The sequence below is a fragment of the Streptomyces sp. V2I9 genome (assembly GCF_030817475.1).
In the GTDB taxonomy this organism is placed as follows: Bacteria; Actinomycetota; Actinomycetes; order Streptomycetales; family Streptomycetaceae; genus Streptomyces.
The window spans coordinates 6,718,996-6,739,101 of sequence record NZ_JAUSZJ010000002.1 but is presented as its reverse complement, the minus strand read 5'-3'; the positions used below and the strand labels follow the sequence as shown (position 1 = coordinate 6,739,101).

Annotated in this window: 18 protein-coding genes and 1 pseudogene; 16 read left to right on the top strand and 3 right to left on the bottom strand. The window is 74.2% G+C overall.

What is annotated here, in order from left to right:
• Positions 1-32 precede the first annotated feature (32 nt).
• Complete coding sequence (locus QFZ71_RS29135; protein ID WP_307671135.1) at positions 33-710, bottom strand: ABC transporter permease; 678 nt, start codon at positions 708-710, stop codon at positions 33-35.
• A gap of 146 nt (positions 711-856) precedes the next feature.
• Between QFZ71_RS29135 and QFZ71_RS29130 the strand changes: the two genes are divergently transcribed.
• The 14 genes and pseudogenes from QFZ71_RS29130 to QFZ71_RS29065 all read left to right on the top strand — a co-directional run bounded on the left by QFZ71_RS29130 (position 857) and on the right by QFZ71_RS29065 (position 15,637).
• The gene (locus QFZ71_RS29130; RefSeq protein WP_307671134.1) at positions 857-1,549 is read left to right on the top strand and encodes a hypothetical protein; all 693 of its coding nucleotides are present in this window, start codon (positions 857-859) and stop codon (positions 1,547-1,549) included.
• Positions 1,546-2,226: a DUF4166 domain-containing protein gene (locus QFZ71_RS29125; RefSeq protein ID WP_307671133.1), complete on the top strand. Its 681-nt coding sequence runs from the start codon at positions 1,546-1,548 to the stop codon at positions 2,224-2,226. Before QFZ71_RS29130 ends, QFZ71_RS29125 begins: the two co-directional genes overlap by 4 nt.
• Complete coding sequence (locus tag QFZ71_RS29120; protein ID WP_307671132.1) at positions 2,223-2,888, top strand: TetR/AcrR family transcriptional regulator; 666 nt, start codon at positions 2,223-2,225, stop codon at positions 2,886-2,888. The genes QFZ71_RS29125 and QFZ71_RS29120 overlap by 4 nt, the downstream gene beginning before the upstream one ends.
• Positions 2,889-3,111: 223 nt before the next feature.
• On the top strand, positions 3,112-4,227 hold the full coding sequence (locus tag QFZ71_RS29115) for a tetratricopeptide repeat protein (RefSeq protein ID WP_307671131.1): 1,116 nt from the start codon (positions 3,112-3,114) through the stop codon (positions 4,225-4,227).
• A pseudogene (locus QFZ71_RS29110) lies at positions 4,224-5,273 on the top strand (polyprenyl synthetase family protein). Before QFZ71_RS29115 ends, QFZ71_RS29110 begins: the two are co-directional and overlap by 4 nt.
• 393 nt (positions 5,274-5,666) lie before the next feature.
• Positions 5,667-6,824: a glycosyltransferase gene (locus QFZ71_RS29105; RefSeq protein ID WP_307671624.1), complete on the top strand. Its 1,158-nt coding sequence runs from the start codon at positions 5,667-5,669 to the stop codon at positions 6,822-6,824.
• Positions 6,821-8,302, top strand: coding sequence for a sugar transferase (locus tag QFZ71_RS29100; RefSeq protein ID WP_307671130.1), 1,482 nt, complete (start codon positions 6,821-6,823; stop codon positions 8,300-8,302). The genes QFZ71_RS29105 and QFZ71_RS29100 overlap by 4 nt, the downstream gene beginning before the upstream one ends.
• A 2-nt stretch (positions 8,303-8,304) precedes the next feature.
• Entirely contained in the window at positions 8,305-9,663 is a 1,359-nt protein-coding gene (locus QFZ71_RS29095; RefSeq protein WP_307671129.1) for an O-antigen ligase, read from the top strand.
• Positions 9,660-11,465 carry a murein biosynthesis integral membrane protein MurJ gene (gene murJ, locus QFZ71_RS29090; protein WP_307671128.1) on the top strand — a complete coding sequence of 602 codons (1,806 nt, stop codon included), beginning with the start codon at positions 9,660-9,662 and terminating at the stop codon, positions 11,463-11,465. The genes QFZ71_RS29095 and murJ overlap by 4 nt, the downstream gene beginning before the upstream one ends.
• On the top strand, positions 11,455-12,267 hold the full coding sequence (locus QFZ71_RS29085; protein WP_307671127.1) for a polysaccharide deacetylase family protein: 813 nt from the start codon (positions 11,455-11,457) through the stop codon (positions 12,265-12,267). Before murJ ends, QFZ71_RS29085 begins: the two co-directional genes overlap by 11 nt.
• Complete coding sequence (locus QFZ71_RS29080; protein WP_307671126.1) at positions 12,264-13,400, top strand: glycosyltransferase; 1,137 nt, start codon at positions 12,264-12,266, stop codon at positions 13,398-13,400. The genes QFZ71_RS29085 and QFZ71_RS29080 overlap by 4 nt, the downstream gene beginning before the upstream one ends.
• A complete protein-coding gene (locus tag QFZ71_RS29075) occupies positions 13,397-14,068 on the top strand; it encodes a lipopolysaccharide biosynthesis protein (RefSeq protein WP_307671125.1) in 672 nt (223 codons plus the stop codon). Before QFZ71_RS29080 ends, QFZ71_RS29075 begins: the two co-directional genes overlap by 4 nt.
• Complete coding sequence (locus tag QFZ71_RS29070) at positions 14,065-15,213, top strand: GNAT family N-acetyltransferase (RefSeq protein ID WP_307671124.1); 1,149 nt, start codon at positions 14,065-14,067, stop codon at positions 15,211-15,213. The genes QFZ71_RS29075 and QFZ71_RS29070 overlap by 4 nt, the downstream gene beginning before the upstream one ends.
• A 139-nt stretch (positions 15,214-15,352) precedes the next feature.
• A complete protein-coding gene (locus tag QFZ71_RS29065) occupies positions 15,353-15,637 on the top strand; it encodes a chaplin (protein WP_307671123.1) in 285 nt (94 codons plus the stop codon).
• Positions 15,638-15,704: 67 nt separating this feature from the next.
• Here the strand turns inward: QFZ71_RS29065 and QFZ71_RS29060 are convergent, their stop codons facing one another.
• A complete protein-coding gene (locus QFZ71_RS29060; protein ID WP_307671122.1) occupies positions 15,705-16,568 on the bottom strand; it encodes a tyrosinase family protein in 864 nt (287 codons plus the stop codon).
• A 19-nt stretch (positions 16,569-16,587) separates the two neighbouring features.
• Positions 16,588-17,061: a tyrosinase family oxidase copper chaperone gene (locus tag QFZ71_RS29055; RefSeq protein WP_307671121.1), complete on the bottom strand. Its 474-nt coding sequence runs from the start codon at positions 17,059-17,061 to the stop codon at positions 16,588-16,590.
• Between the two features lie 232 nt (positions 17,062-17,293).
• On the opposite strand from QFZ71_RS29055, the gene QFZ71_RS29050 reads away from it, so the two are divergent.
• Together QFZ71_RS29050 and QFZ71_RS29045 are read left to right on the top strand one after the other, a co-directional pair.
• Positions 17,294-18,583, top strand: a complete 1,290-nt coding sequence (locus QFZ71_RS29050; RefSeq protein WP_307671120.1) for a cytochrome P450 — start codon at positions 17,294-17,296, stop codon at positions 18,581-18,583.
• Positions 18,584-18,705: 122 nt separating this feature from the next.
• Complete coding sequence (locus tag QFZ71_RS29045; protein ID WP_307671119.1) at positions 18,706-19,914, top strand: glycoside hydrolase family 26 protein; 1,209 nt, start codon at positions 18,706-18,708, stop codon at positions 19,912-19,914.
• Positions 19,915-20,106: the final 192 nt, after the last annotated feature.

Genomic DNA, 20,106 nt, shown 5'->3' with positions numbered 1-20,106 from the left:
CCTCCCCTTCCCGGGCACCCGCGCGCAGGCGTTCACGCCCGCCTCCGGGTCCAGGGGGTCAGCAGCCGTCCCGCGCCCAGGAGCAGCAGGTCGGCGGCGACGGCGATGAGGACGCACAGCAGGGAGGCGGTGAGCACCTGGGCCTTGAAGTAGGTGTTCATGCCGGAATAGATGAGGTTGCCGAGTCCGCCGTGGCCGACGATCGCGCCGATGGTGACCAGGGAGACCGCGGAGACGGTGGCGATGCGCAGCCCGGCCATCGCGGCGGGCAGTGCGAGCGGGAGTTCGACGGCGAGCAGCAGGCGCAGCGGCCCGTACCCCAGGCCGCGCGCGGCCTGCCGGGTCTCCTCGGGGACGGCCCGGAGCCCGGCCAGGATGTTGCGGACGAGCAGTGTCAGGGAGTACAGGACGAGCCCGGTGATCACCAGAGCGGCGGAGAGCCCGTAGAGGGGCAGCAGCAGCGAGAACATCGCCAGCGACGGGACCGTGTAGAGGATCGTCGTCAGTCCGAGCACCGGCCCGGCCGCCCAGCGCCATCGGCGTGCGGCGAGCGCGAGGGGGACGGCGATCAGGACGGCGACGGCCACCGACGCGCCTGTGAGCTGGAGGTGTTGCAGCACCGCGTCGACGAGGATCTCGCGGCGGCTGGAGAGGTAGTCGCCGCAGATCCACTCGTTGCGGGCGAGGCAGTCGTCCGGGGGCGCCGTCATCCGTCCATTCGAGCGCGGCAGTCCTCCCCCCGCCTGCCGCGGGCCGCCGTTCGGGGGGGTGTTTGAGCGGTCGCTCAACCCTCTGGTAGCGTCCCGGCGCAGAGGTTGAGCAGTCGCTCAACCGCTCGCGCCTACCGGGGACACGCATGCGGCTGTACATAGAGGCCTTGATCCGCACCGATCCGGAGATCCTGTGGGAGCGGACCCAGGAGCCCGCGCAGCACCAGCGGTGGGATCTGCGGTTCACCGAGATCACGCCTCTGCCCGGCCCACCGGAGGGCCCTCAGCGGTTCCGCTACGCGACGCGGGTGCTGCCCTTTCTGACCGTGTCGGGGACGGGGACGAGCGCGGGCGAGCGGCTGCGGGCCGACGGGGAGCGGGTCTCGGCCCTGCGTTTCACCTCCGCGCAGCGACTGTCCCCGTTGGCCGAGGGCAGCGGGTACTGGCGCTACGTCCCCACCGCCGAGGGGATTCGCTTCCTCACCGGATACGACTACCGGCCCCGGTGGGGGCGTTGCGGCGCGGTCGTGGACCGGCTGGTGTTCCGGCCGCTGATGGGCTGGGCGACCGCCTGGTCCTTCGACCGGTTGCGACTGTGGTGCGAACGCGAGGTCGGCCCGGCCCGTTCGCTGGCGTACGCCCTGGCGGAGGTGGTGGCGCGGGCCCTCCTGGTGGTGGCGGCCCTCCCCTTCGGTCCGGCGGCCGTGCTGCCGGCCGCCCTGGCCGCGCTGCTCCTGCCCCCTTCCCCGCGCACGCCCGCCGCCCGGCGCTGTCTGCGCCGCCCGCCCGGCCGTCCGGCCGCCACCCCGTCCCTCCTCACCCGTCTGGAGCGCCCGTGACCTCGATCTTCGCCCGTGCGATGGGAGCCGACTTCGAGCGGCTCCATCCCCAGCTGCGACGGCGCTTCTCGGTCGGCCTGGAGAGCGGGGAGGCGTGCGTGGGACGCGGTTCCATGGACCGGATCTGGCACGGCCGCGCCTTCGTGAAGCCGTTCCTCGCTCTCGGGGCCACCCGCAACATCCTGGTACCGAAGACCGGCCGGAACGTTCCGTTCACCATCGAGAACGTGCCGTACACCGACGCCTCCGGCCGGGAGACGGTCACCTTCGTCCGGACGTTCGCGCTGCCGGGCGGCCCGCGCCGCTTCGACGCCACGATGGTGCACAGCCCCGAGCGGTCCTGCGTACTGGACTATCTGGGCACCCACCAGCATCTGGCCACCGATCTGCGGCTGACGGCCGAGCCCGACGGTTCGCTGCTGATCCGGTCCGGGGAGCACCGCTTCCGCGAGGGCCCCGTCGACGTTCGCGTTCCCGGCCTGATCGGGGGTGACGCCGAGGTGCGCGAGTCCTTCGACGACGCCACGGGCCGCTTCCGCATCCGGGTCTCGGTGACCAACCGCCGCTTCGGCCCGCTGTTCGGGTACGAGGGGACGTTCCGCGCCCGCTATGTCGACGCCCTGCGTCACGGCGTACGGGCGGGCCTGCGCCCGGTCCGCGAGGAGAGCCGGGCATGACGGGGAGCGCGGGTGGCGCGGAGACCGCGGGGGCGGCGGACACCCGAACGAAGCTTCTGGAGGGTGCGCTGCGGACCCTCGCCGCGCAGGGCATCGCCAAGACGTCGGCCCGCTCGGTGGCGGCCTCGGCCGGGGTCAACCAGGCCCTGGTCTTCTACCACTTCGGATCGGTCGACGAGCTGTTGGCGGCGGCCTGCCGGTACGGCGCGGAGCAGCGGGTGGCCCGCCACCGCGACCGCTTCGCCGCCGTCACCACCCTCGCCGAACTGTTGCGGTTCGGGCGGGAACTGCACGAGGAGGAGCGCGAAGGCGGCCATGTGGCCTTCCTCGCCCAGCTCCTGGCGGGAGCGCAGACCCAGCCCCGGCTGGCGCCCGCGACGGCGGCCGGGCTCGACCTGTGGACCACCGAGATCGAGAAGGTCCTGGTGCGGGTGCTGGCGGACTCGCCGCTCGGCGAGTTCGCCGACCCGGTGGGGCTGGCGCGAGCCGTGACCGGGGCGTTCGTGGGTCTGGAGCTGTACGAGGGGGTGGACCCGGAAGGGGCGGGGCGGGCCTTCGAGGCGCTGGAGCAGCTCGCCGCGCTGGCCGGGGCACTGGACGAACTGGGCCCGATGGCCCGGCGTGCGGTACGCCATCGGCTGCGGCGCACGGAACGGATGTGACGGCAGATGTACGGGCGGCCCGGAACGAGCCGGGTCGCCCGAGCAACCCCCCGCGCCCGGCCGCCACCTTGATCGCCGACAGGACGGTTCGCCGCGCACGACGAGCGGCGGCCCCACACCCCCCTATGTTCCGGGCCTGCACGACCGGCCAGCTATACCACCCGTGTATACATGGAAGGCATAGTCTCTCCGCTCCGGGCCCGGCACCGCGCGGAAGGCGCCCATGCAGACCAAGGCACTGGCGCCCGAGTACCAGGGAGCTCTCACCAAGATGTCGGTGAACGCCTCACTCACCGACGCACTGGCCGAAGGCGTACGCCACTTGAGGCAGGCCGAACGCTCCGGATCACAGGAGGAGGGGGCACGGGCGGGGCTCGCCGTGGCCGAGGCGCACCTCAGGCTCGGACAGGTGGCGGAGGCCGACCGGGCCTGGAAGGCCAGCTACCGGGCCGCGCGGGCGGCCGGGAACACCGGGGCGATGGCCTGGGCGCTGTGGAGCGGCGGCACGCTGGCGCGTCAACGCGGTTCGCTGCGCCTCGCGTTCCGGCTGCTCGGGCTCGCCGCCGAGGCGGGAAAGCAGGGCGGCGACGTGGTCGCCCGCGGCTATTCGCTGGCCGGGCTGGCCGAGACCGGGCGGATCCAGGGCGACTACGCGACCGTCGCCACACTGCACGAACAACTGCTCGCCGAGGCTCGCGCCCGCGGCGAGGCCCGGCACACCGTCTGGGCGCTGGAGGGCATCGCACAGATCCACCGCAACACCGGTTCGCTGGACTCGGCGTTGGAGATGTTCGAGGAGGCGGCGGCACTGGCGGGCGAGGCGGACGACCGCCGGGGCCGGGCCTGGGCATTGCGCGGCATCGCCGACATCGTCTCCCTCCGGGACGGCGCGACCGCCCGCGCTCTCGACCTCCTCGCCGAGGCCGAGGTCGCCTGCCGGGAGATGAACCTCTCCAGCGCGCTGGCGTACAACCACAAGATGCGGGCCAATGCGCTGTTCCGCGCCGGGCGGTACGAGGAGGCGCACGAGGTCTACGAGCAGGCGCTCGGCGAGTTCCGCGCCATGGACGAACCCCGCGGCGAGGCGCTGGCCTCCCTCGGCCTGGTGAAGGCGCGGGCCCGGCTCGGCCGGGACCGCGGCGCCACCGCCGCCGAGCTGGACGAACTGCGCGGCAGGCTCGACCGGATCGGGCTGCTGAACGCCCGCGAGATGGTCGAGAGGGCCTACACCGAACTGGGCGTGGAACCGGCGTCGGCCGGTGCCCGGAGCGCGGGGCCCGCATCGGCCGACGCCTGCGGCGCCGAGCGCGCGGCCGGTGGCCGGGACGGCCGCCGATGACGCTCTCCACGACCCGCCGGGCGAGCGCCCCGCAGATACTGGACCGGTGCCGCGAGCTGGTGCGCCCGGCCCTGGTGGAGTCGGTGGGGCGGTTGCACCCCTTGCACGCGGAGACGGCCGCGTTCTCGCTCGGCTGGCGAGGAACGGACGGTGAGCCGCTGGCCGGGTCGCAGGGGAAGGGGGTCCGCCAGGCGCTCGCGGTGCTCGGCGCGGAGGCCGTTGGCGGCAGCGCCGCGGACGCGGTCCCCGGCGCGGTGGCCGCCGAACTGATCCACACCTTCTCACTGATCCACGACGACATCATGGACGGCGACGAGACCCGCCGCCGCCGGCCGACGCTCTGGAAGGCGTACGGCACCGGCCCGGCGGTGCTCGCGGGGGACGCGCTGTTCGCCCTGGCTCGTCTCCACGCCGGCGGAGGCGCCGGGTGCCGGCGGCGCGACGGCGGTACGCCACCTGGCGCGCGCCCTGGGTGACCTGGTGCACGGCCAGGCGCAGGACCTGCTCTTCGAGTCCCGGCCGTGGACCGGGCCGGGGGCGGTGATGCCGCAGGAGTACCGGTCGATGGCCACCCACAAGACGGGCTCCCTGCTCGGCTGCGCGGCAGCTCTGGGCGCGGCGCCGGCGGGGGCCCCGGCGGACACCGTCGAGGCGTTGGACCTGGCGGGCCGTCATGTGGGCGTGGCGTTCCAGGCGGTGGACGACCTGCTCGGGCTCTGGGGCGATCCGCAGGTGACCGGCAAACCGGTGCGCTGCGATCTGCGGCGGCTCAAGAAGACGTACCCGGTGCTCGCGGCACTGTCCGCCGACCACCCGGCGGCACGCCGCCTCGACGTGCTGCTCTCCTCCGCCGTACCGCTCGACGACCCGGCGGCACGCCGTGCGGCCGCCTGATCGAGGAGGCCGGCGGGCGGGCGGCCGCGGTCGCCGAGGCGCATGAGCAGCTGGCCGCCGCCCGCGCCCGCCTGGACGGGGTGCCGCTGGCCGGGAACGCGCGGGAGGAATTGCTCACGCTGATCCCGTACCTCGTGGACCGTACCGGCTGATCCAGGGCCGAGGCCCGACGCCGGGGGGCGTCGTGGCGGGAGGACCGCGACCGCGAGGCCGGTGGGTGCGGCCGGGCGGTGGATGGTGTGGCCATCGATTGCGGCGAACGGTGGCGCGTGCTCGCCGGAAGGGCTGACGGTACGCCCGGCGCGGATCGTCAGGGCCACCCGTCCCGATCCGCCAGGAAGCCCCCGGAACGCCTCTCCCCCACCGGCTCTCGAAGGGTCCCACCCTGCGCCGCGCCCCCGCGCGGCCACCCGGAAGGCCCTCTGCACACGCAATCCCCATGTGGTCGTATGAGCGAGTCAAACGCACGATTTCGCCACATATCTGTCAAAGTGCACCTCGGCTTTACTCACCGGATTGAGCGAAGAGAGCCGTGCGTGCTGCACATGCGTCGTACCGAAGAAAGACAACTGACGGTCCTTCACCTGGTTCAGCCCGTGGACGGCGGAGTGGCCCGAGTGGTCATCGATCTCGTCAGGGCCCAGGCCGGGTCCGGGCTGCGCCCCGTGGTGGCCTGCCCGCCCGGAAGCCCGCTGGCGGCGGGGGCCGCGAAGGCCGGTGCCGAGGTGCACGGCTGGCACGCCACCCGCGCCCCCGGTCCGGGACTGGCCGGAGAGGTCGCCGCCGCGCGCCGCATCGTCCGCACGAGCCGCCCGCACGTGGTGCACGCCCACAGCGCCAAGGCCGGACTGGCCGGCCGCATCGCGGTGCGCGGCCGGGTCCCCACCGTGTTCCAGCCCCATGCCTGGTCGTTCGAGGCCGTCGACGGCCGCACCGCCGGGTTCGCGCTCGGCTGGGAGCGGTTCGGAGCGCGCTGGGCCGACCACATCCTGTGCGTCAGTGAGTCCGAACGCCGCACCGGTCAGGAGGCGGGGATCGCCGCCCGCTGGTCGGTCGTCCACAACGGCGTCGACCTCGACCGCTTCCGCCCCGGCGGCCGCGCGCGGGCCCGCGCCTCGCTGCCCGTGCCGGAGGGCGCCGACCGTAAGGCCCCGCTGGTCGTCTGCGTCGGACGGTTGACCCGCCAGAAGGGCCAGGACGTCCTGCTGCGGGCCTGGCGCCGGATGACGGTGGCCGGGGCCCGGCTGGTGCTGGTGGGCGATGGGCCCGACCGGGAGGCGCTGGAGCGGTCGGCCCCGCCGGGCGTGCTGTTCACGGGAGCCTGCGAGGACGTCCGGCCGTGGCTCCACGCGGCCGACGTCCTGGTGCTCCCCTCCCGCTGGGAAGGCATGGCCCTGGCCCCGCTGGAGGCGATGGCCTGCGGCCGTCCCGTGGTGATGACCGATGTGAACGGCGCGCGGGAGAGCCTGCCGCCCGGCCAGGAGGAGCACTGCCTCGTGCCGCCGGAGGACCCGGCGGCACTGGCCGCGGCGCTGACCGCGCTGCTCACCGACCGTGATCTGCGCGAGGCGGTGTCCCACCGGGCCCTGCGCCACACCCGCGCGGTCTTCGACGTCCGGCGGACCGCCGGGGCGATTGCCGGTCTCTACCAGGAACTGGTCGGCATGACCGTCCCCACGACGAGGGAGCGCACCGAGCGATGACGATGGAGAGTGCACCGGCTCCCGGAGCCGGCCCGGCGACAGCCGTCCAGGCTCACACGGTCCATCCGCCGCGAAGAAGCGGCGGCGGTGCACCGGTGCGGACCGGTGGACGCCGTGCCGTCCGGTGCGGCCGGCTCGCACCGCTGCTGTGCGCGGACGCGCTGGCCCCCGCCGTGGCGTTCGTCCTGGTCGTCCCGGCCGCGTGGACCTGGCCGCCGGTGGCCCTCCAGGCGATGGCACAGCTCCTGCTCTTCGCCCGCCGGGGCCTGTACCGGGCACGGCTCTCCCCCTCGGCCCTCTCCGAACTGCCCACGCTCCTCGGCCTCGCCCTCCTCCAGTGGTACGTGGCCATGGAGGTGCTGGCCGCCTGGGCCCCGCAGCAGGCGATCGGCTGGACGGCGCTCGTGTACGGGGCCGGTGCGCAGACCGCGCTGGGCTGTGCGGCGCGAGCGGCGGTGTACCGGGCGGGGCGACGGGCCGCCGTCCGCCGCCCGCTGTCCACGCTGATCGTGGGTCAGGGCCCGCAGGCCCGTCAGGTGACGGCCGCGCTGTACGACCACCCCGCGTACGGGCTGCGGCCGGTCGGTCTGGTCGCGGCTCCGGGGACCGGGGGCGAGGAGCGGGCCGCTGGTTCCGCGGCCGTGCCGCTGCCGGTCCTGGTCTCGCCCCAGGAGGCGGGGCGGGCCGTCGTGCAGAACAGCGTGCGGCACGTGGTCTTCACGGCCCCGCCCGAGGCGATCCCGGACGGTCCCGCTCTCCTCTCGCTGTTCGCCCGGCACGGGTGCCAGATGTGGCTGGTCACCGGGCCCGGCGCGGTCGCGTCGCTCCCGGCCGGCGGGCGCCCCGACCATCTGTGGGGCTTCACCGCCAGGCCCTTGCGCAACGGGACGGCCCGCCCCTTCGGCCACGGGGTGAAGCGGGCGATGGACGCGGTCCTCGCCACTCTCGGCCTGCTGCTGGCATCCCCGGTGATGGCGGCCTGCGCCCTGGCCGTACGGCTCTCCGACGGCCCCGGAGTGATCTTCCGGCAGGAGCGCGTCGGCCGCCACGGACACACCTTCGTGCTGCTGAAGTTCCGTACCCTGCGGCCCGCCGATGCCCAGGAGTCGGCCACCCGCTGGACCGTCGCGTCCGACGAGCGGATGAGCCGGGTCGGCAGGGTGCTCCGGCGGTCCTCCCTCGACGAGCTGCCCCAGCTGTGGAACGTGCTGCGCGGCGACATGAGCCTGGTCGGCCCACGGCCCGAACGCCCCTTCTTCGTCGCACAGTTCAGCCGCGCACACCCCGGCTATCAGGCCCGCCACCGGATGCCCGTGGGCATCACGGGGCTGGCCCAGGTCCACGGATTGCGCGGAGACACCTCCATCGAGGAGCGGGCCCGCTTCGACAACCACTACATCGAGACCTGGTCGCTGTGGCAGGACGCGTGCGTGCTGGCGCGGACCGCGAGCTCCCTCTTCCGGCTCGGAGGCAGCTGACCATGGCGGCAGTCCTCACCCCGCCCGCACCGGCGCGGTCCGGGCCCGGCGCCCTCCCCCGTCCCCGGTGGCGGGGCGGCCGGCGCGACCGCTGGCCGCTGCTGCCCCTGGTCGCGGCGGTTCTGCTGCCCGCCCTGCCGTACGGGACCTCGGGCGGGGGCGGCCCGGCCGACATGGCGTCGGGCGTCGCGGTCCTCGTCTGCGTGGGCCGCCTGCTGTATCTGCGCCGCCGCCCGCTGAGCGCGACCGCGGCGCTGGTCCTGGGACTGCCCGCGGTGGGCTTCGCGGTGGCCACCGTCACGGCGGCGGACCCGGCTGCGGCCCTGCCTGGTCTCGTGCGCTACCTCCAGGTCTTCGTCCTGGTGCCGGTCGCGGTGTTCCTCCTGCTCGGGGACGCGTGCGGGTTCCGGATCGTGGCCGGTTCGCTCGTCCTCCTGGCGGTCGTCCAGGGCGCCACGGGAGTCCACCAGTACGTCACCGGGACCGGCGCCTCGTACATGGGCGAGAACGTCCGCGCGGTCGGCACGTTCGGCCCCAGCGACATCATGGGCATGGCGACGGTCGTCGCCTACGGGCTGCTGGCCGCCGCGGCCTGTGCCCTGCGCACGCCCCGGTCCGCCCCGGCCTGGCTGCGGCCGTGCGCCGCCTCTCTCGCCGCCGTCCTGGTCGTACCGCTGACGCTGTCGTTCAGCCGGGGCGTGTGGATCGCCACGGCCTTCGCTCTCCTGGTGGCCCTCATGCTGGCGGGGCGGCGGCAGGCGCTGACGTCACTGGCCGTGCTGGGGGCCGCGGGCGTGGTCCTGGTCGGCGGGTTCGGCGTCGGCTCGAAAATGATCGCGGACCGGGCCGCGAGTGTGACCCAGGTGACCCGGTCCCCGGACCGGTCGGTCAGCGACCGCTACGCCATGTGGAACGCGGCGGGCGCGATGTGGCGGGAGCAGCCCGTCGCCGGGGTCGGTCTGAAGGGCTTCCCCGCCCACCGCGACGCCCACGCCTCCATCGGGCTCTCCTCCGGCAGCGACACGGCCGGGGCGGGCCAGGAGTTCCGCCGGCAGGCCCTGCTCTCCCCGCACAACATGTACCTCCTCGTTCTCGGCGAGCAGGGCCTCATCGGCCTGACCGCGCTCGTCGGCAGCTGGGCGGCGATCCTGGCCGGCGCGGTCCGCAGACTGCGCCTCGCCCGGTCGCGCGGCCCCGCGGCCGTGGACTGCGGTCTGACGGCGGTCGCCCTGATGACCTGGCAGAGCGTCAACTTCCTGTACGCGGACATCGGCGGGCCCACCACCGTGCTGAGCGGCGTCGTGCTGGGGCTGGCCGCCTGGTGGGCACTGGCCGAGCCGGACCGGGTGAGCGCCGCATGAGCGACTCCGGTACGGGCACGGAGGCCGAGGCCCGCCCGTCGGCCGGGCCTTCCCGGCTCCCCGCTCCCGCACCCCGCGCGCCCGGTGCCGCACCGGGGGCGGCGGGCGGCGATCCGCCCCGGCTCGGGTCGTTCCTCGCCCGCGCGGCGGCGGCCACGGCGGTGCTGACCGTGCTGGGGGCCGCCCTCGGTCTGGTGCGGGACCAGGCCATCGCCCGGTACTTCGGGGCGAGCGACGCGAGCGACGCCTTCCTGATCGCCTGGACCGTGCCGGAGATGGCCGCGACGCTGCTGATCGAGGACGGGATGGCCCTCCTCCTCGTCCCCGCGTTCAGCCTCGCCCTCGGCCGCCGGGACGGGGCCGACCGGACGCGGAACGGTCGGGCGGACACCGGGGCCGCGCACCGCGTCGCCTCCCGCACGGGCACCGCCGAGGCGGGGACCATGCGGGCCGCAACCGCCGCGTGCGACACCGCGAGGGGCGCGGTCCCCGACCCCGTACGCGAGTTGGTCGCGGCCACCCTCCCCCGCCTGTTCCTGCTGCTCTCCGGCGGCGCCGCCCTGCTCGTCGCGGGCGCCCCCCTGGTCGTGGGCGTGCTCGCCCCCGGACTCGCCGATCCCCGGCTCGCGGTGGACTGCACCCGGCTCACCGCCGTCACCGTCCTCACCTTCGGGATCACCGGCTACTTCAGCGCAGCCCTGCGCGCGCACCGCAGCTTCCTGCCGCCCGCCGGCGTCTACGTCGCGTACAACGTCGGCATCATCACCACGACGCTGGTCCTGCACTCCGTGTGGGGGGTGCGGGCAGCGGCGGCCGGGGTAGCGATCGGCAGCGTCCTGATGATCCTCACCCAACTGCCCGTCTTCCTGCGGCTGGTACCGCCAGGGCGCCCCCGGTCGCCCCGCTTCCGGCGGCTCGGGAAGCGCGCCGCGCGGACCGCTCCGCTGCTGGGGTTCACGGTGCTGGCCCCCGTGGTCCTCTTCGTGGTGAGCCGTCAGTCCCAGGTGCTGGTGGAGCGGTTCCTCGCCTCCACGCTGCCGGCGGGCGCGATCTCGCACCTGAACTACGCGCAGAAGGTCGCGCAGTTGCCGATGGTGCTGTCGCTGATGATCTGCACGGTGACCTTCCCGGTCGTGGCGCGGGCGATGGCGGCAGGGCAGCGGGAGCGGGCCCGCCTCCGCGTCGAACGGGATCTGGCGCTGGCCGGGACGGTGGTGCTGACCGGGGCGGCCGTGGTGCTCGGTTACGCGCCCCAGATCGTCGAGGTGCTCTTCCAGCGCGGTGCGTTCGACGCCTCCGACACCGACGCGACCGCCCGGGTCATGCGGGTGTACGCGCTGGGACTGCTCGGGCACTGCCTGGTGGGCGCGCTGAGCCGCCCGTTCTTCTCGTCGGGGCGGCCCACCTGGTTCCCGGCGTTCGCCATGGGCACCGGGCTGCTGGTCACGATGGGGGCCGGGTACGCGCTGACGTTCCGCTTCGGCGTGGACGGCATCGCTGCCGCCAACGCGCTCGGGATCAGCACGACCGCCCTGCTGCTCCTCATGGGTCTCGGCCCCCGCGTCGTCCCGATCCGGACCCGTGCCGTGGCGCTCTCGCTCGGACGGCTCGCCGGGGCGTCCCTGGCGGCGGGCGCGGCCGGCTGGGCGTGCGCCCCGCTGGTCGCGGACCCGGTGCTGAGCCTGGCCGCCGGATGCCTCCTCGTCCCCGCCGTGCTCTTCCTGACCGGCCTCGCCCTGCGCTCCCCCGAGGCCGTCTCCCTGCTGGCACTCATCCGACGGAGGTTCCTCGATGGCCGCTGACTCCCCGGCACCCTGCGCCGACGGCCCCCCGTCCCGGCTCCGCCCGCACGCCCGCCGTCAGCCGTGGATCCTCACGTACCACTCGGTGGCGGACCCGAGCGACGACCCGTACGGCATCACGGTCTCCCCCGCGCGGCTCGACGAGCAGCTGTCCTGGCTGCGCGGTCGGCGTCTCAGCGGCGTAGGGGTCTCCGAACTGCTGCGCGCGGACGCGGCCGGGCGGCGCGGGCTGGTCGGGCTGACCTTCGACGACGGGTACGCGGACTTCCTCGACGAGGCGCTGCCCGTGCTGCGCCGCCACGGCTTCCGGGCGACGGTCTTCGTCCTGCCGGGCAGACCGGGCGGCGTCAACGAGTGGGACCCGCTCGGCCCGCGCAAGCCGCTGCTGACCCACGACGACCTCCGGCAGGTCGCCGCGGCGGGCATGGAGGTCGGCTCGCACGGCCTCCGCCACCAGGATCTGACGGCGCTGCCGGACGAGGAGCTGCGCCGCGAGACCCGGCACAGCCGGGAGCTGATCGGCGACCTCACGGGTGTGCTCCCGGAGGGCTTCTGCTACCCGTACGGCTACCTCGACCGCCGGGTCGCCGAGGCCGCGCGCACGGCCGGATACGGCTACGCGTGCGCGCTGGCTCCGGGACCGCTGCTCAGCCGGTTCGCCCTGCCCCGCACCCACATCAGCCAGGCCGACCGGGGGGTGCGGCTGTGGGCGAAGGAGGTGCGGCACGGGCTGCGGCAGGTGGCGTCGCCCGGTGCGGGCCTCCGGGTCTCCGGACCGGTGCGCGCGGGCGGCCCGCGATGAGGGCGCTGCACGTCATCACCGGGCTCGGGGTCGGCGGAGCGGAGCGGCAGTTGCGTCTGCTGCTGCGTCATCTGCCGGTGGAGTGCGACGTCGTGACGCTGACCAATCCGGGGGCGGTGGCCGAGGAACTGCGGTCCGACGGCATCCGGGTGACCCATCTCGGGATGCGCGGCAACCGCGACCTGTCGGCGGTGGGCCGGCTGGCGCGGCTGATCCGGGACGGCCGCTACGACCTGGTCCACACGCATCTGTACCGGGCCTGTGTGTACGGCAGGATCGCGGCCCGTCTGGCGGGGACGCGGGCGACGGTGGCGACCGAACACTCGCTGGGGCGCGCCGAGATCGAGGGCCGCCCGCTCACCCGGTCCATCCGGGCCCTGTACCTCTCCACCGAGCGCCTCGGGGCGGCGACCGTCGCGGTCTCCTCCACCGTGGCCGGGCGGCTGCTGGACTGGGGTGTGCCCGCCGACCGGATCCGGCTGGTGCCCAACGGCATCGACGCGGACCGGTTCCGCTTCGACGCACGGCGGCGGGCGGACGTCCGGGCCGCACTGGGCGTCCCCGAGGACGCGTTCGTGGCCGGCGGGGTCGGCCGGCTGGTGCCCGGCAAGCGGTTCGACGTGCTGATCCGCGCGGTCGCCGCCCTGCCCGAGGCCCGTCTGCTGCTGGCCGGGGACGGGCCGGAGGCCGGGGCGCTGCGGACGCTGGCGCTGCGGCTCGGGGCGGTGGACCGTATCCGGTTCCTCGGGGAGTGCGACGAGGAGGGGGACGGACCGGTGCCGGGTGTCCCCGCGCTGCTGAGCGCCCTGGACGTGTTCGTGTCCACGTCACGGGAGGAGTCCTTCGGCCTCGCCGCGGTGGAGGCGCTCGCCGCCGGGCTGCCGGTCCTCCACGACGCCTGCCCGGCCATCGACGACCTGCCCGCCGCGCACGCTCCGGGGGCCACCCGGATCGCCGGGAGCCCCGAGGAGCTGACGGCCCGGCTGCGGCAGCGGATACAGGCCCCCACGGACCGCCGCCCGCCGCCCAGGGCCGTCGGCCACTACGACATCCGGCGCAGCAGCGAGCGCCTGATGGACGTGTACGCGTACGCCCTCGACACCGCCCCACCGAACCGGAGAGCCTTCTCATGACCGACTCACCCGAGCAGCAGCGGCACCTCGTCGTCCAGCGGCTGCGCACCGCCCTGACCCGGCTGCCGCAGTGGTGGCCGCTGCCCGTCTCCGTGCTGATCGGCGCCGCGTCCGGTCTCTCGTACGGCGCGTTCGCCCCCCCGCAGTACGAGGCGACCAGCTACGCGATGGCGGTGGCGCAGGGGGAGACGGACCCCTCGGCGGCGCTGGGGTACGCCCAGTCGTACGGGCGGCTCGCCACGAGCGACGCGACCCTCTCGTACGCCCGGGGCGCGGCCGGTGAGCCGGTGCGCGAACTGCGCTCCCACGTCCGGTCGGAGACCTCCCCCGACTCTCCGATGATCGCGGTGACCGGCGTCTCCGAGGACCGGCGCAAGGCCGCCGACATCGCCAACGCCGTCATCGAGGCGGTCGTCGTGAGCAGCGGCCATGTCGCGGAGGACACCGGGGTCAAGCTGATCGAGTTCACCCACGCGATGACGCCGGACCGACCGGTCTCGCCGTCCGTGCCGCTGGGCACGGCCGTGGGGGCCGCGGCGGGCGGACTGCTGGGCGGTCTCGTGCTGCTGGTACGGCCGCGCAGGGCGGGTTGGAGCGTCTCGGCGCAGGTGCCGGGGCCGACGGCCGAGGGCGGCGTCGCCCAGGACGAACGGGAGCTGGTCCGATGACGCCCCGGCGGGCGGGCGGTCTGGCCGTCACCCTGTGCCGCGACTTCGGGGAGTTCGGCGCGCTCGCCGCCGACTGGGACGCGCTGCACCGCCGCTGCGCCACCGCGACCCCGTTCCAGAGCCACGCCTGGCTGCACTCGTGGTGGATCTCCTACGGTCAGGAGGGCCGGCTGCGGGTGCTGCTGGTCCGCCGGGCGGGGCGGCTGATCGGGGCGGCGCCGCTGATGCTGGTGCACCGCCCGATGCCGCTGCTCGTACCGATGGGTGGGGCGGTCTCCGACTTCTTCGACATCCTGCTGGACGAGGAGGAGGCCGGGTACGCGGTGGGGGCGCTGGGGCGCGGTCTGGACCGGGCGGCCCGGCACACGGTGGTGGATCTGCGGGAGGTCCGGCCGGACGCGTCGGCCCAGTTGCTGTTCGGGCGGTGGACGGGGGTCCGGAGCCGGCTCGCGGACTCCACGTGCATGGAGCTTCCGGCCGTACCGCTGGCCGAACTCGTGGCGCCGCTGACGGGTTCGCGGGGGCAGCGGCTCCGTTCCAGGCTGCGCAAGATCGAAGCCCTGGGCGTCGAGGCGTACCGGGTCCCCGGGGACGGGGTTCCCGCCGCGATCGGCACGCTGCTGCGGCTGCACGCGCGGCAGTGGGAGGGGCGGGCGGTCAACCCGGAGCATCTGCGGGCGCGGTTCTCGGACCATCTGATCCGGTCGGTGGGCCGGATGGTGGGGGACGGCACGGCGGCCATGACCGAATTCCGGCTGGGCGGCGAAGTGGTGGCGTCCAATCTGTCGTTGGAGTCCGGGCGCCTGGCGGGCGGTTATCTGTACGGTGCGGATCCGGCGCTGCGCGAGCGCAAGGTCGATGTGTCGACGATGCTGCTGCGGGAGGTCGCGCGGCAGGCCGCGGACGGCGGGCGCGAGGTGTTGAGCCTGCTGCGCGGTGCGGAGACGTACAAGAACCACTGGCGGCCCACACCCGTGGTCAACCAGCGGTTGCTGCTCGCCCGGCCGGGTCTGGAGCCGCTGCTGCGGCTGCGCGAGTCGCAGGTGGCGGTGCGGGAGCGTGCGGCGGAGACGGTGAAGGCCCGCTTCCCGGCGGCGCGGACCTGGCACGAGCGGCTGACCGCGCTGCCGGTGATCGGCCGCTGACACGCCGGGGGTACGCCGGACGGCGGTGTCGGAAGGATCTCCTGCGCGTTGATCCGTTACCGTCCGGCGTCTTTCGCGTTGTCAGGGGGTGCGGGCCTCGTGCCCGCGGCACACCCCCCTTCTGTACAAGGAGTTCTTCATGTCTCGTATGACGAAGGTCGCCGCTGTGATGGCCGGCACCGGCGCCCTGATCGCCGGCGGCGCCGGCATGGCGTCCGCGGACGCCGGCGCGCAGGGCCTCGCCGCCGGCTCCCCCGGTGTCGGCTCCGGCAACGTCCTTCAGGTTCCGGTGCACGTGCCGGTGAACCTCTGCGGCAACACGATCAACGTGATCGGCGTGCTGAACCCCGCCTTCGGCAACACCTGCGTCAACGCCGACGCCCCGGACAACGGCCACGGCGGCGACTACGGCTACGGCCGCTGATCACCCCTAGCACCGGAGCGGCCGGTCTCCTCCTCGCGGAGGGGGCCGGCCGCTTCGTCGTGCGGGTTCAGGCGTAGCGGTAGATCTTCCCGTGGTCGAGGAGCTTCCTCGGGGTCACTCCCCAGGGCGGCATCGCCTCGTCGAGGCCGAACACGTGGTCGCGTTCGCGGCCGGGGTCGGCGGGTTTGCGGCCCGGCACGTAGGCCGACTCCGGGTGGGCCTTGCGCCAGCGGTCCCAGATCAGGTCGATGAACGAGTGGTGCAGCCAGAACACCGGGTCCTCGGGGGAGGCCGCGCCCGCCATGGGCCCGCCGACCCACTGGTGCACGCGGTTGTGGAGGCCCACCGGGCGCACGCCCCGGATGCCCCACCCCTCGACCCGGTTGCGGAAGCCCCGCGTACAGACGCTGTTCCACGGCGCGGTGTCGTAGACCGGGTCCGTGAGCGCCCGCGCCAGGTCGTCCCTGGTGGGGAGGGAGACCGGGTCGCGGCCGGGGCGGCCGAAGTTGCGGGTGAGGTAGTGCTGGTCGGTGACGCCCCGGCCGACGCTCCAGTTGCCAGCCGCGTAGGCGAACGGTCCGGTGGTGACGCGGCGGTCGCCGGGCCGGCCGTTGCCGCCGAGGAAGTCCTCCGCCCAGAGGGACGAGGTCGGGCTGTTGTCCCGCGTCCAGTCCCAGTAGGGGACGCTGACGCCCGCGTCGATCCGTCGGAGCGCCTTCTCGAACTCCAGCAGGTACTGGCGGTGCCAGGGGAAGAAGGAGGGCGTCATGTGCGCCGGGCGCGGCCGGCGTTCGGTGTCCATGACGTAGTACTCCCGGTGCATGACGACGAAGTCGTCGTAGCGGCCCGAGCGTTTCAGTTTCAGGATCGCGTCGACGAGGCGGCGCTTCTCGGTGCGCGTCAGGTCGCGCTGGTTCTTGCGGGTGTACACCGGTGCGGGTCCTCCTGGTTCACATGTGGTGCGCGGCGGGGGGCGCAAGCCGGGCGTCGCCGAGTTCGTCGACTGCGGCGCGGGCCGTCTCCAGCAGCGTCGGGTAGGACTCGTAGTGCCGGACGTCGCTCACGTAGGTGCCGTCCGCCCGCCTCATGACGTGCAGGGGCATCCCGTCGATACGGATCTCGGTGACCGGCTCGACGGCGACCGACACACGGTCGTCCTCCGTGGCTCCGGCGGGGACGACGGAGGTCGCCGTTCCCCGGATATCCCGTCCCCGGTACATCTCGGCGAACTCTTCCGCCGGGGAGCCGGATCCGCCGTGCTCAGGCCCGGGCGCGGGGCGGGCTTCGGCGGTCCCCTCGTGGTCGAGCAGCGGGAGCAGGGCTCCGGTGGTGCCCGTGGCGACGGCGGCGGTGAAGGCGCCGCGCAGGACGATCCTGCGGGTGGGAGTGCCGGGGCCGCCCGGTGGCGCAGGGGTGGGGCTCATGGGATGACTGCCTGCCTCTCGTTAACTCGTCCGAGGTGCTTCTGATGGCGATGTTGACAACGAGGCGCCGCCGAAACAGTTCTCGTGTGTGAGGCGTACGGCGCACAGCCGGGGCTCACGTTCCGGCAAACGTGTGAGGGCGCGGGGCCATCCGCGGCGACGGGCCGCGTCGAACGGTCCACCGCTTCCCGGGGCCCGGACCATGGTCGGGCGAACCATGGAGGTGATGGGCATGACCGTCCCGTACCAGCTGTCCTCGGGCCGTGTGCCGCGGGCGGCGGACGTCGATCTGGCCGATCCGGCGTTCTGGCGGCTGCCGCGCCCGGAGCGGTTGCGCGCCTTCGCCCTGCTGCGGGCGGCGGACGCGCCGATCCTGTTCACCCCCCGGCCGGGCGCCGCCCGTACCTCCGGAAAGCCGTTCTACGCCTTGGTGCGCCACGCCGACGTACGGGCCGCGAGCCGTACGCCGCGGGTGTTCGCGAGCGCGCCGGGGGTCACCACCCCGGAGCCGGCGGGCTGGGCGAAGGCACTGTTCGGGAACTCGATGGTGAACATGGACGGGGCCGAGCACGCGGCGCTGCGCCGGATCATCTCCCGGCGGTTCACGCCCCGGCTGCTGGCGGACGTCGAGGAGAACGTCGGCCGGCTCGCCGGGCGGCTGGTGGACGAGCTGATCGCCGATCGCCCGCGGGACTTCATGCCGTCGGCGGCCGCGCGGCTGCCGCTGGAGGTGATCTGCGAGCTGATGGGCGTCCCGGTGGCATTTCGTGCGCGGATCGCCGAACAGATCGACCACGCGTCGGAGCAGGTCGGGGTGGAGCGCCGGGGCCGGGCCCGGCTGCGGATTCCGGGCCGGGGGCTGGCCTCCCTCGCCCGGATGCGGTACGTCATGGGGCGGCTCGCACGGGAGCGTCGCCGCCACCCGCAGGACGACCTCGTCTCGGCGCTCGTCCGGGCGGACGTCGACGGCGAGGCGCTCTCGGGTCGGCAGTTGGGAGCCTTCTTCTCGCTGCTGCTGGTGGCCGGGGTGGAGACCACCCGCAACGCCATCGCGCACGGAGTGTTCCTGCTCGACCGGCATCCGGACCAGCGGGAGCTGCTGCGATCCGATTTCGACCGGTACATCGGCGGCGCGGTCGACGAGATCGTGCGCCATTCGACGCCGATCATCCAGTTCCGCAGGACGGTCACGACGGAATACACCGTGGGCGGCCGGACTTTCCTGCCGGGGGAGAAAGTCGCGCTCATCTACGCGTCCGCGAATCGAGACGAGACCGTATTCCCCCATCCGGACCGCTTCGACATCACCCGGTCACCGAATCCCCACCTCGGATACGGCGGAGGGGGGCCGCACCACTGCCTCGGGGCGCATCTGGCCCGGCTGGAGATGACAGCCCTGCTGCGGGAACTGATCGAACGGCGTCCGGTCATCCGGGACACCGGGGACCTGGAACTGGTCGATTCGAATTTCGACAACCGGGTCGGCTCGCTCCCGTTCGCCTTCGGCCGCGCATTCACCTGAACGGCAGCTCCGCAACGCCGCGCACGATCGATGGACTCCTCCGGATGCCGCCGGTGCACCATGATGAAACTCTTTCCCCGCCGGCTGAATCCGCCGGAATTCATCGCAGCCAGGAGGAGCACATGCCGGCCAAGGGCCGTCTCATCGTCTCGTGCGTCGCGGCGCTCGCTCTCAGCCTCCTGGCGGGCGGCGGCATCGCGGGCCGGCCGGCGTCGGGCCCCGACGCCGTCGACGGAGCCGCCCCCGGACCGCAGCGTGCGGCGAGCGCTACGGCGCACGGCGCGTATCTGGACTACGGGCCCGACGGGATCAGCCGGATGGCCGAGCTGTCGCGCTGGCTCGGCGGGGCGGAGCTGCGGGTGGGGCACACGTACCTGCCGGGCGATCTGTGGGTGAACATCGAGGGCGCCCCCGCGTTCCTCGACGCCTGGGCGGAGTGGAGGCGGGCGGACGAGGACCGGATGTTCGTCCTGAACGTACCGATGCTGGAGCGCAACGAGGAGCGGGTCCCGGACGACGAGGTCCGCGCACTGCTGCGGGCGGGTGCGGCCGGGGAGTACGACGAACACTTCACCCGGCTCGCCGAGCGGTTGGTGGACCTGGGCGTCCCGGACACGGTGATCGTGCTCGGCTGGGAGATGAACGGCACCACGTACACGCACCGGTGCGGTCCCGATCCCGCGTCGTGGAAGGCGTACTGGGAGCGGATCGTCACGGCGATGCGCGCCGTACCCGGCCAGGAGTTCCGTTTCGACTTCACGCCGAGCCGCGGCCGGGACGCGGTGCCGTGGACCGCGTGCTATCCGGGCGACGACGTGGTCGACATCGTCGGGATGGACTCCTACGACCAGCCGCCCGGCGAGACCTTCGACGACCAGGTCGAGGACCCGTACGGGCTCCAGAAGCACGTGGACTTCGCGGCGGAGCACGGAAAGCCCATCTCGTTCCCGGAGTGGGGTCTCTTCCGCAACGGCGACAACCCGGAGTACATGCGCCGGATGCTGGAGTGGATCGACCGGCACCAGCCGCTGTACCAGACGGTCACGGACTACTGCCCGCACGGCGTCTGGCAGTGCGCGGGCAACCCGCGGTCCTCCGAGGTGTTCCGGACGATGATGACCGAGATGGCCGCACCGGGACCGAAGGCCACGCCCTCGGAGTCGTCCCCGTCCCCGGTCCCGGCGGACACGACGTCCGCACTCCCCTCCCCGCCGGCGCCGCCCGCGCCGGGGGCCGGGGCGCCGCCCTCCCGCAGGTGGTGCGTCACCGTGCCGTTCGTCGACTGGCTGGGGCCCTGGCTGCGGGAGCGCGAGATCTGCTTCCGTCCCTGATACCGGGCACGGCCCGGGCTCCGGATCTCCTGGCCGGGGCCGCAGCCGTCCCCGCACACGGGCCGAGCGCGGGGCAGGGGCGATCGGTCCGCCGACGGGGCACGGCCCGCGCCGTCGAACGGGGGCGGCGTGGGCCGGCCCCGGCCCTGCGCACCGGGCGCGGTCCGCGGCGACGCGCGACCATGGAAACCT

Coding starts and splice junctions, on each gene's coding strand:
- QFZ71_RS29135 (WP_307671135.1), bottom strand. CDS start 710: ATGACGGCGCCCCCGGACGACTGCCTCGCCCGCAACGAGTGGATCTGC.
- QFZ71_RS29130 (WP_307671134.1), top strand. CDS start 857: ATGCGGCTGTACATAGAGGCCTTGATCCGCACCGATCCGGAGATCCTG.
- QFZ71_RS29120 (WP_307671132.1), top strand. CDS start 2,223: ATGACGGGGAGCGCGGGTGGCGCGGAGACCGCGGGGGCGGCGGACACC.
- QFZ71_RS29115 (WP_307671131.1), top strand. CDS start 3,112: ATGCAGACCAAGGCACTGGCGCCCGAGTACCAGGGAGCTCTCACCAAG.
- QFZ71_RS29105 (WP_307671624.1), top strand. CDS start 5,667: ATGCGTCGTACCGAAGAAAGACAACTGACGGTCCTTCACCTGGTTCAG.
- QFZ71_RS29100 (WP_307671130.1), top strand. CDS start 6,821: ATGACGATGGAGAGTGCACCGGCTCCCGGAGCCGGCCCGGCGACAGCC.
- QFZ71_RS29095 (WP_307671129.1), top strand. CDS start 8,305: ATGGCGGCAGTCCTCACCCCGCCCGCACCGGCGCGGTCCGGGCCCGGC.
- murJ (WP_307671128.1), top strand. CDS start 9,660: ATGAGCGACTCCGGTACGGGCACGGAGGCCGAGGCCCGCCCGTCGGCC.
- QFZ71_RS29085 (WP_307671127.1), top strand. CDS start 11,455: ATGGCCGCTGACTCCCCGGCACCCTGCGCCGACGGCCCCCCGTCCCGG.
- QFZ71_RS29080 (WP_307671126.1), top strand. CDS start 12,264: ATGAGGGCGCTGCACGTCATCACCGGGCTCGGGGTCGGCGGAGCGGAG.
- QFZ71_RS29075 (WP_307671125.1), top strand. CDS start 13,397: ATGACCGACTCACCCGAGCAGCAGCGGCACCTCGTCGTCCAGCGGCTG.
- QFZ71_RS29070 (WP_307671124.1), top strand. CDS start 14,065: ATGACGCCCCGGCGGGCGGGCGGTCTGGCCGTCACCCTGTGCCGCGAC.
- QFZ71_RS29065 (WP_307671123.1), top strand. CDS start 15,353: ATGTCTCGTATGACGAAGGTCGCCGCTGTGATGGCCGGCACCGGCGCC.
- QFZ71_RS29055 (WP_307671121.1), bottom strand. CDS start 17,061: ATGAGCCCCACCCCTGCGCCACCGGGCGGCCCCGGCACTCCCACCCGC.
- QFZ71_RS29050 (WP_307671120.1), top strand. CDS start 17,294: ATGACCGTCCCGTACCAGCTGTCCTCGGGCCGTGTGCCGCGGGCGGCG.
- QFZ71_RS29045 (WP_307671119.1), top strand. CDS start 18,706: ATGCCGGCCAAGGGCCGTCTCATCGTCTCGTGCGTCGCGGCGCTCGCT.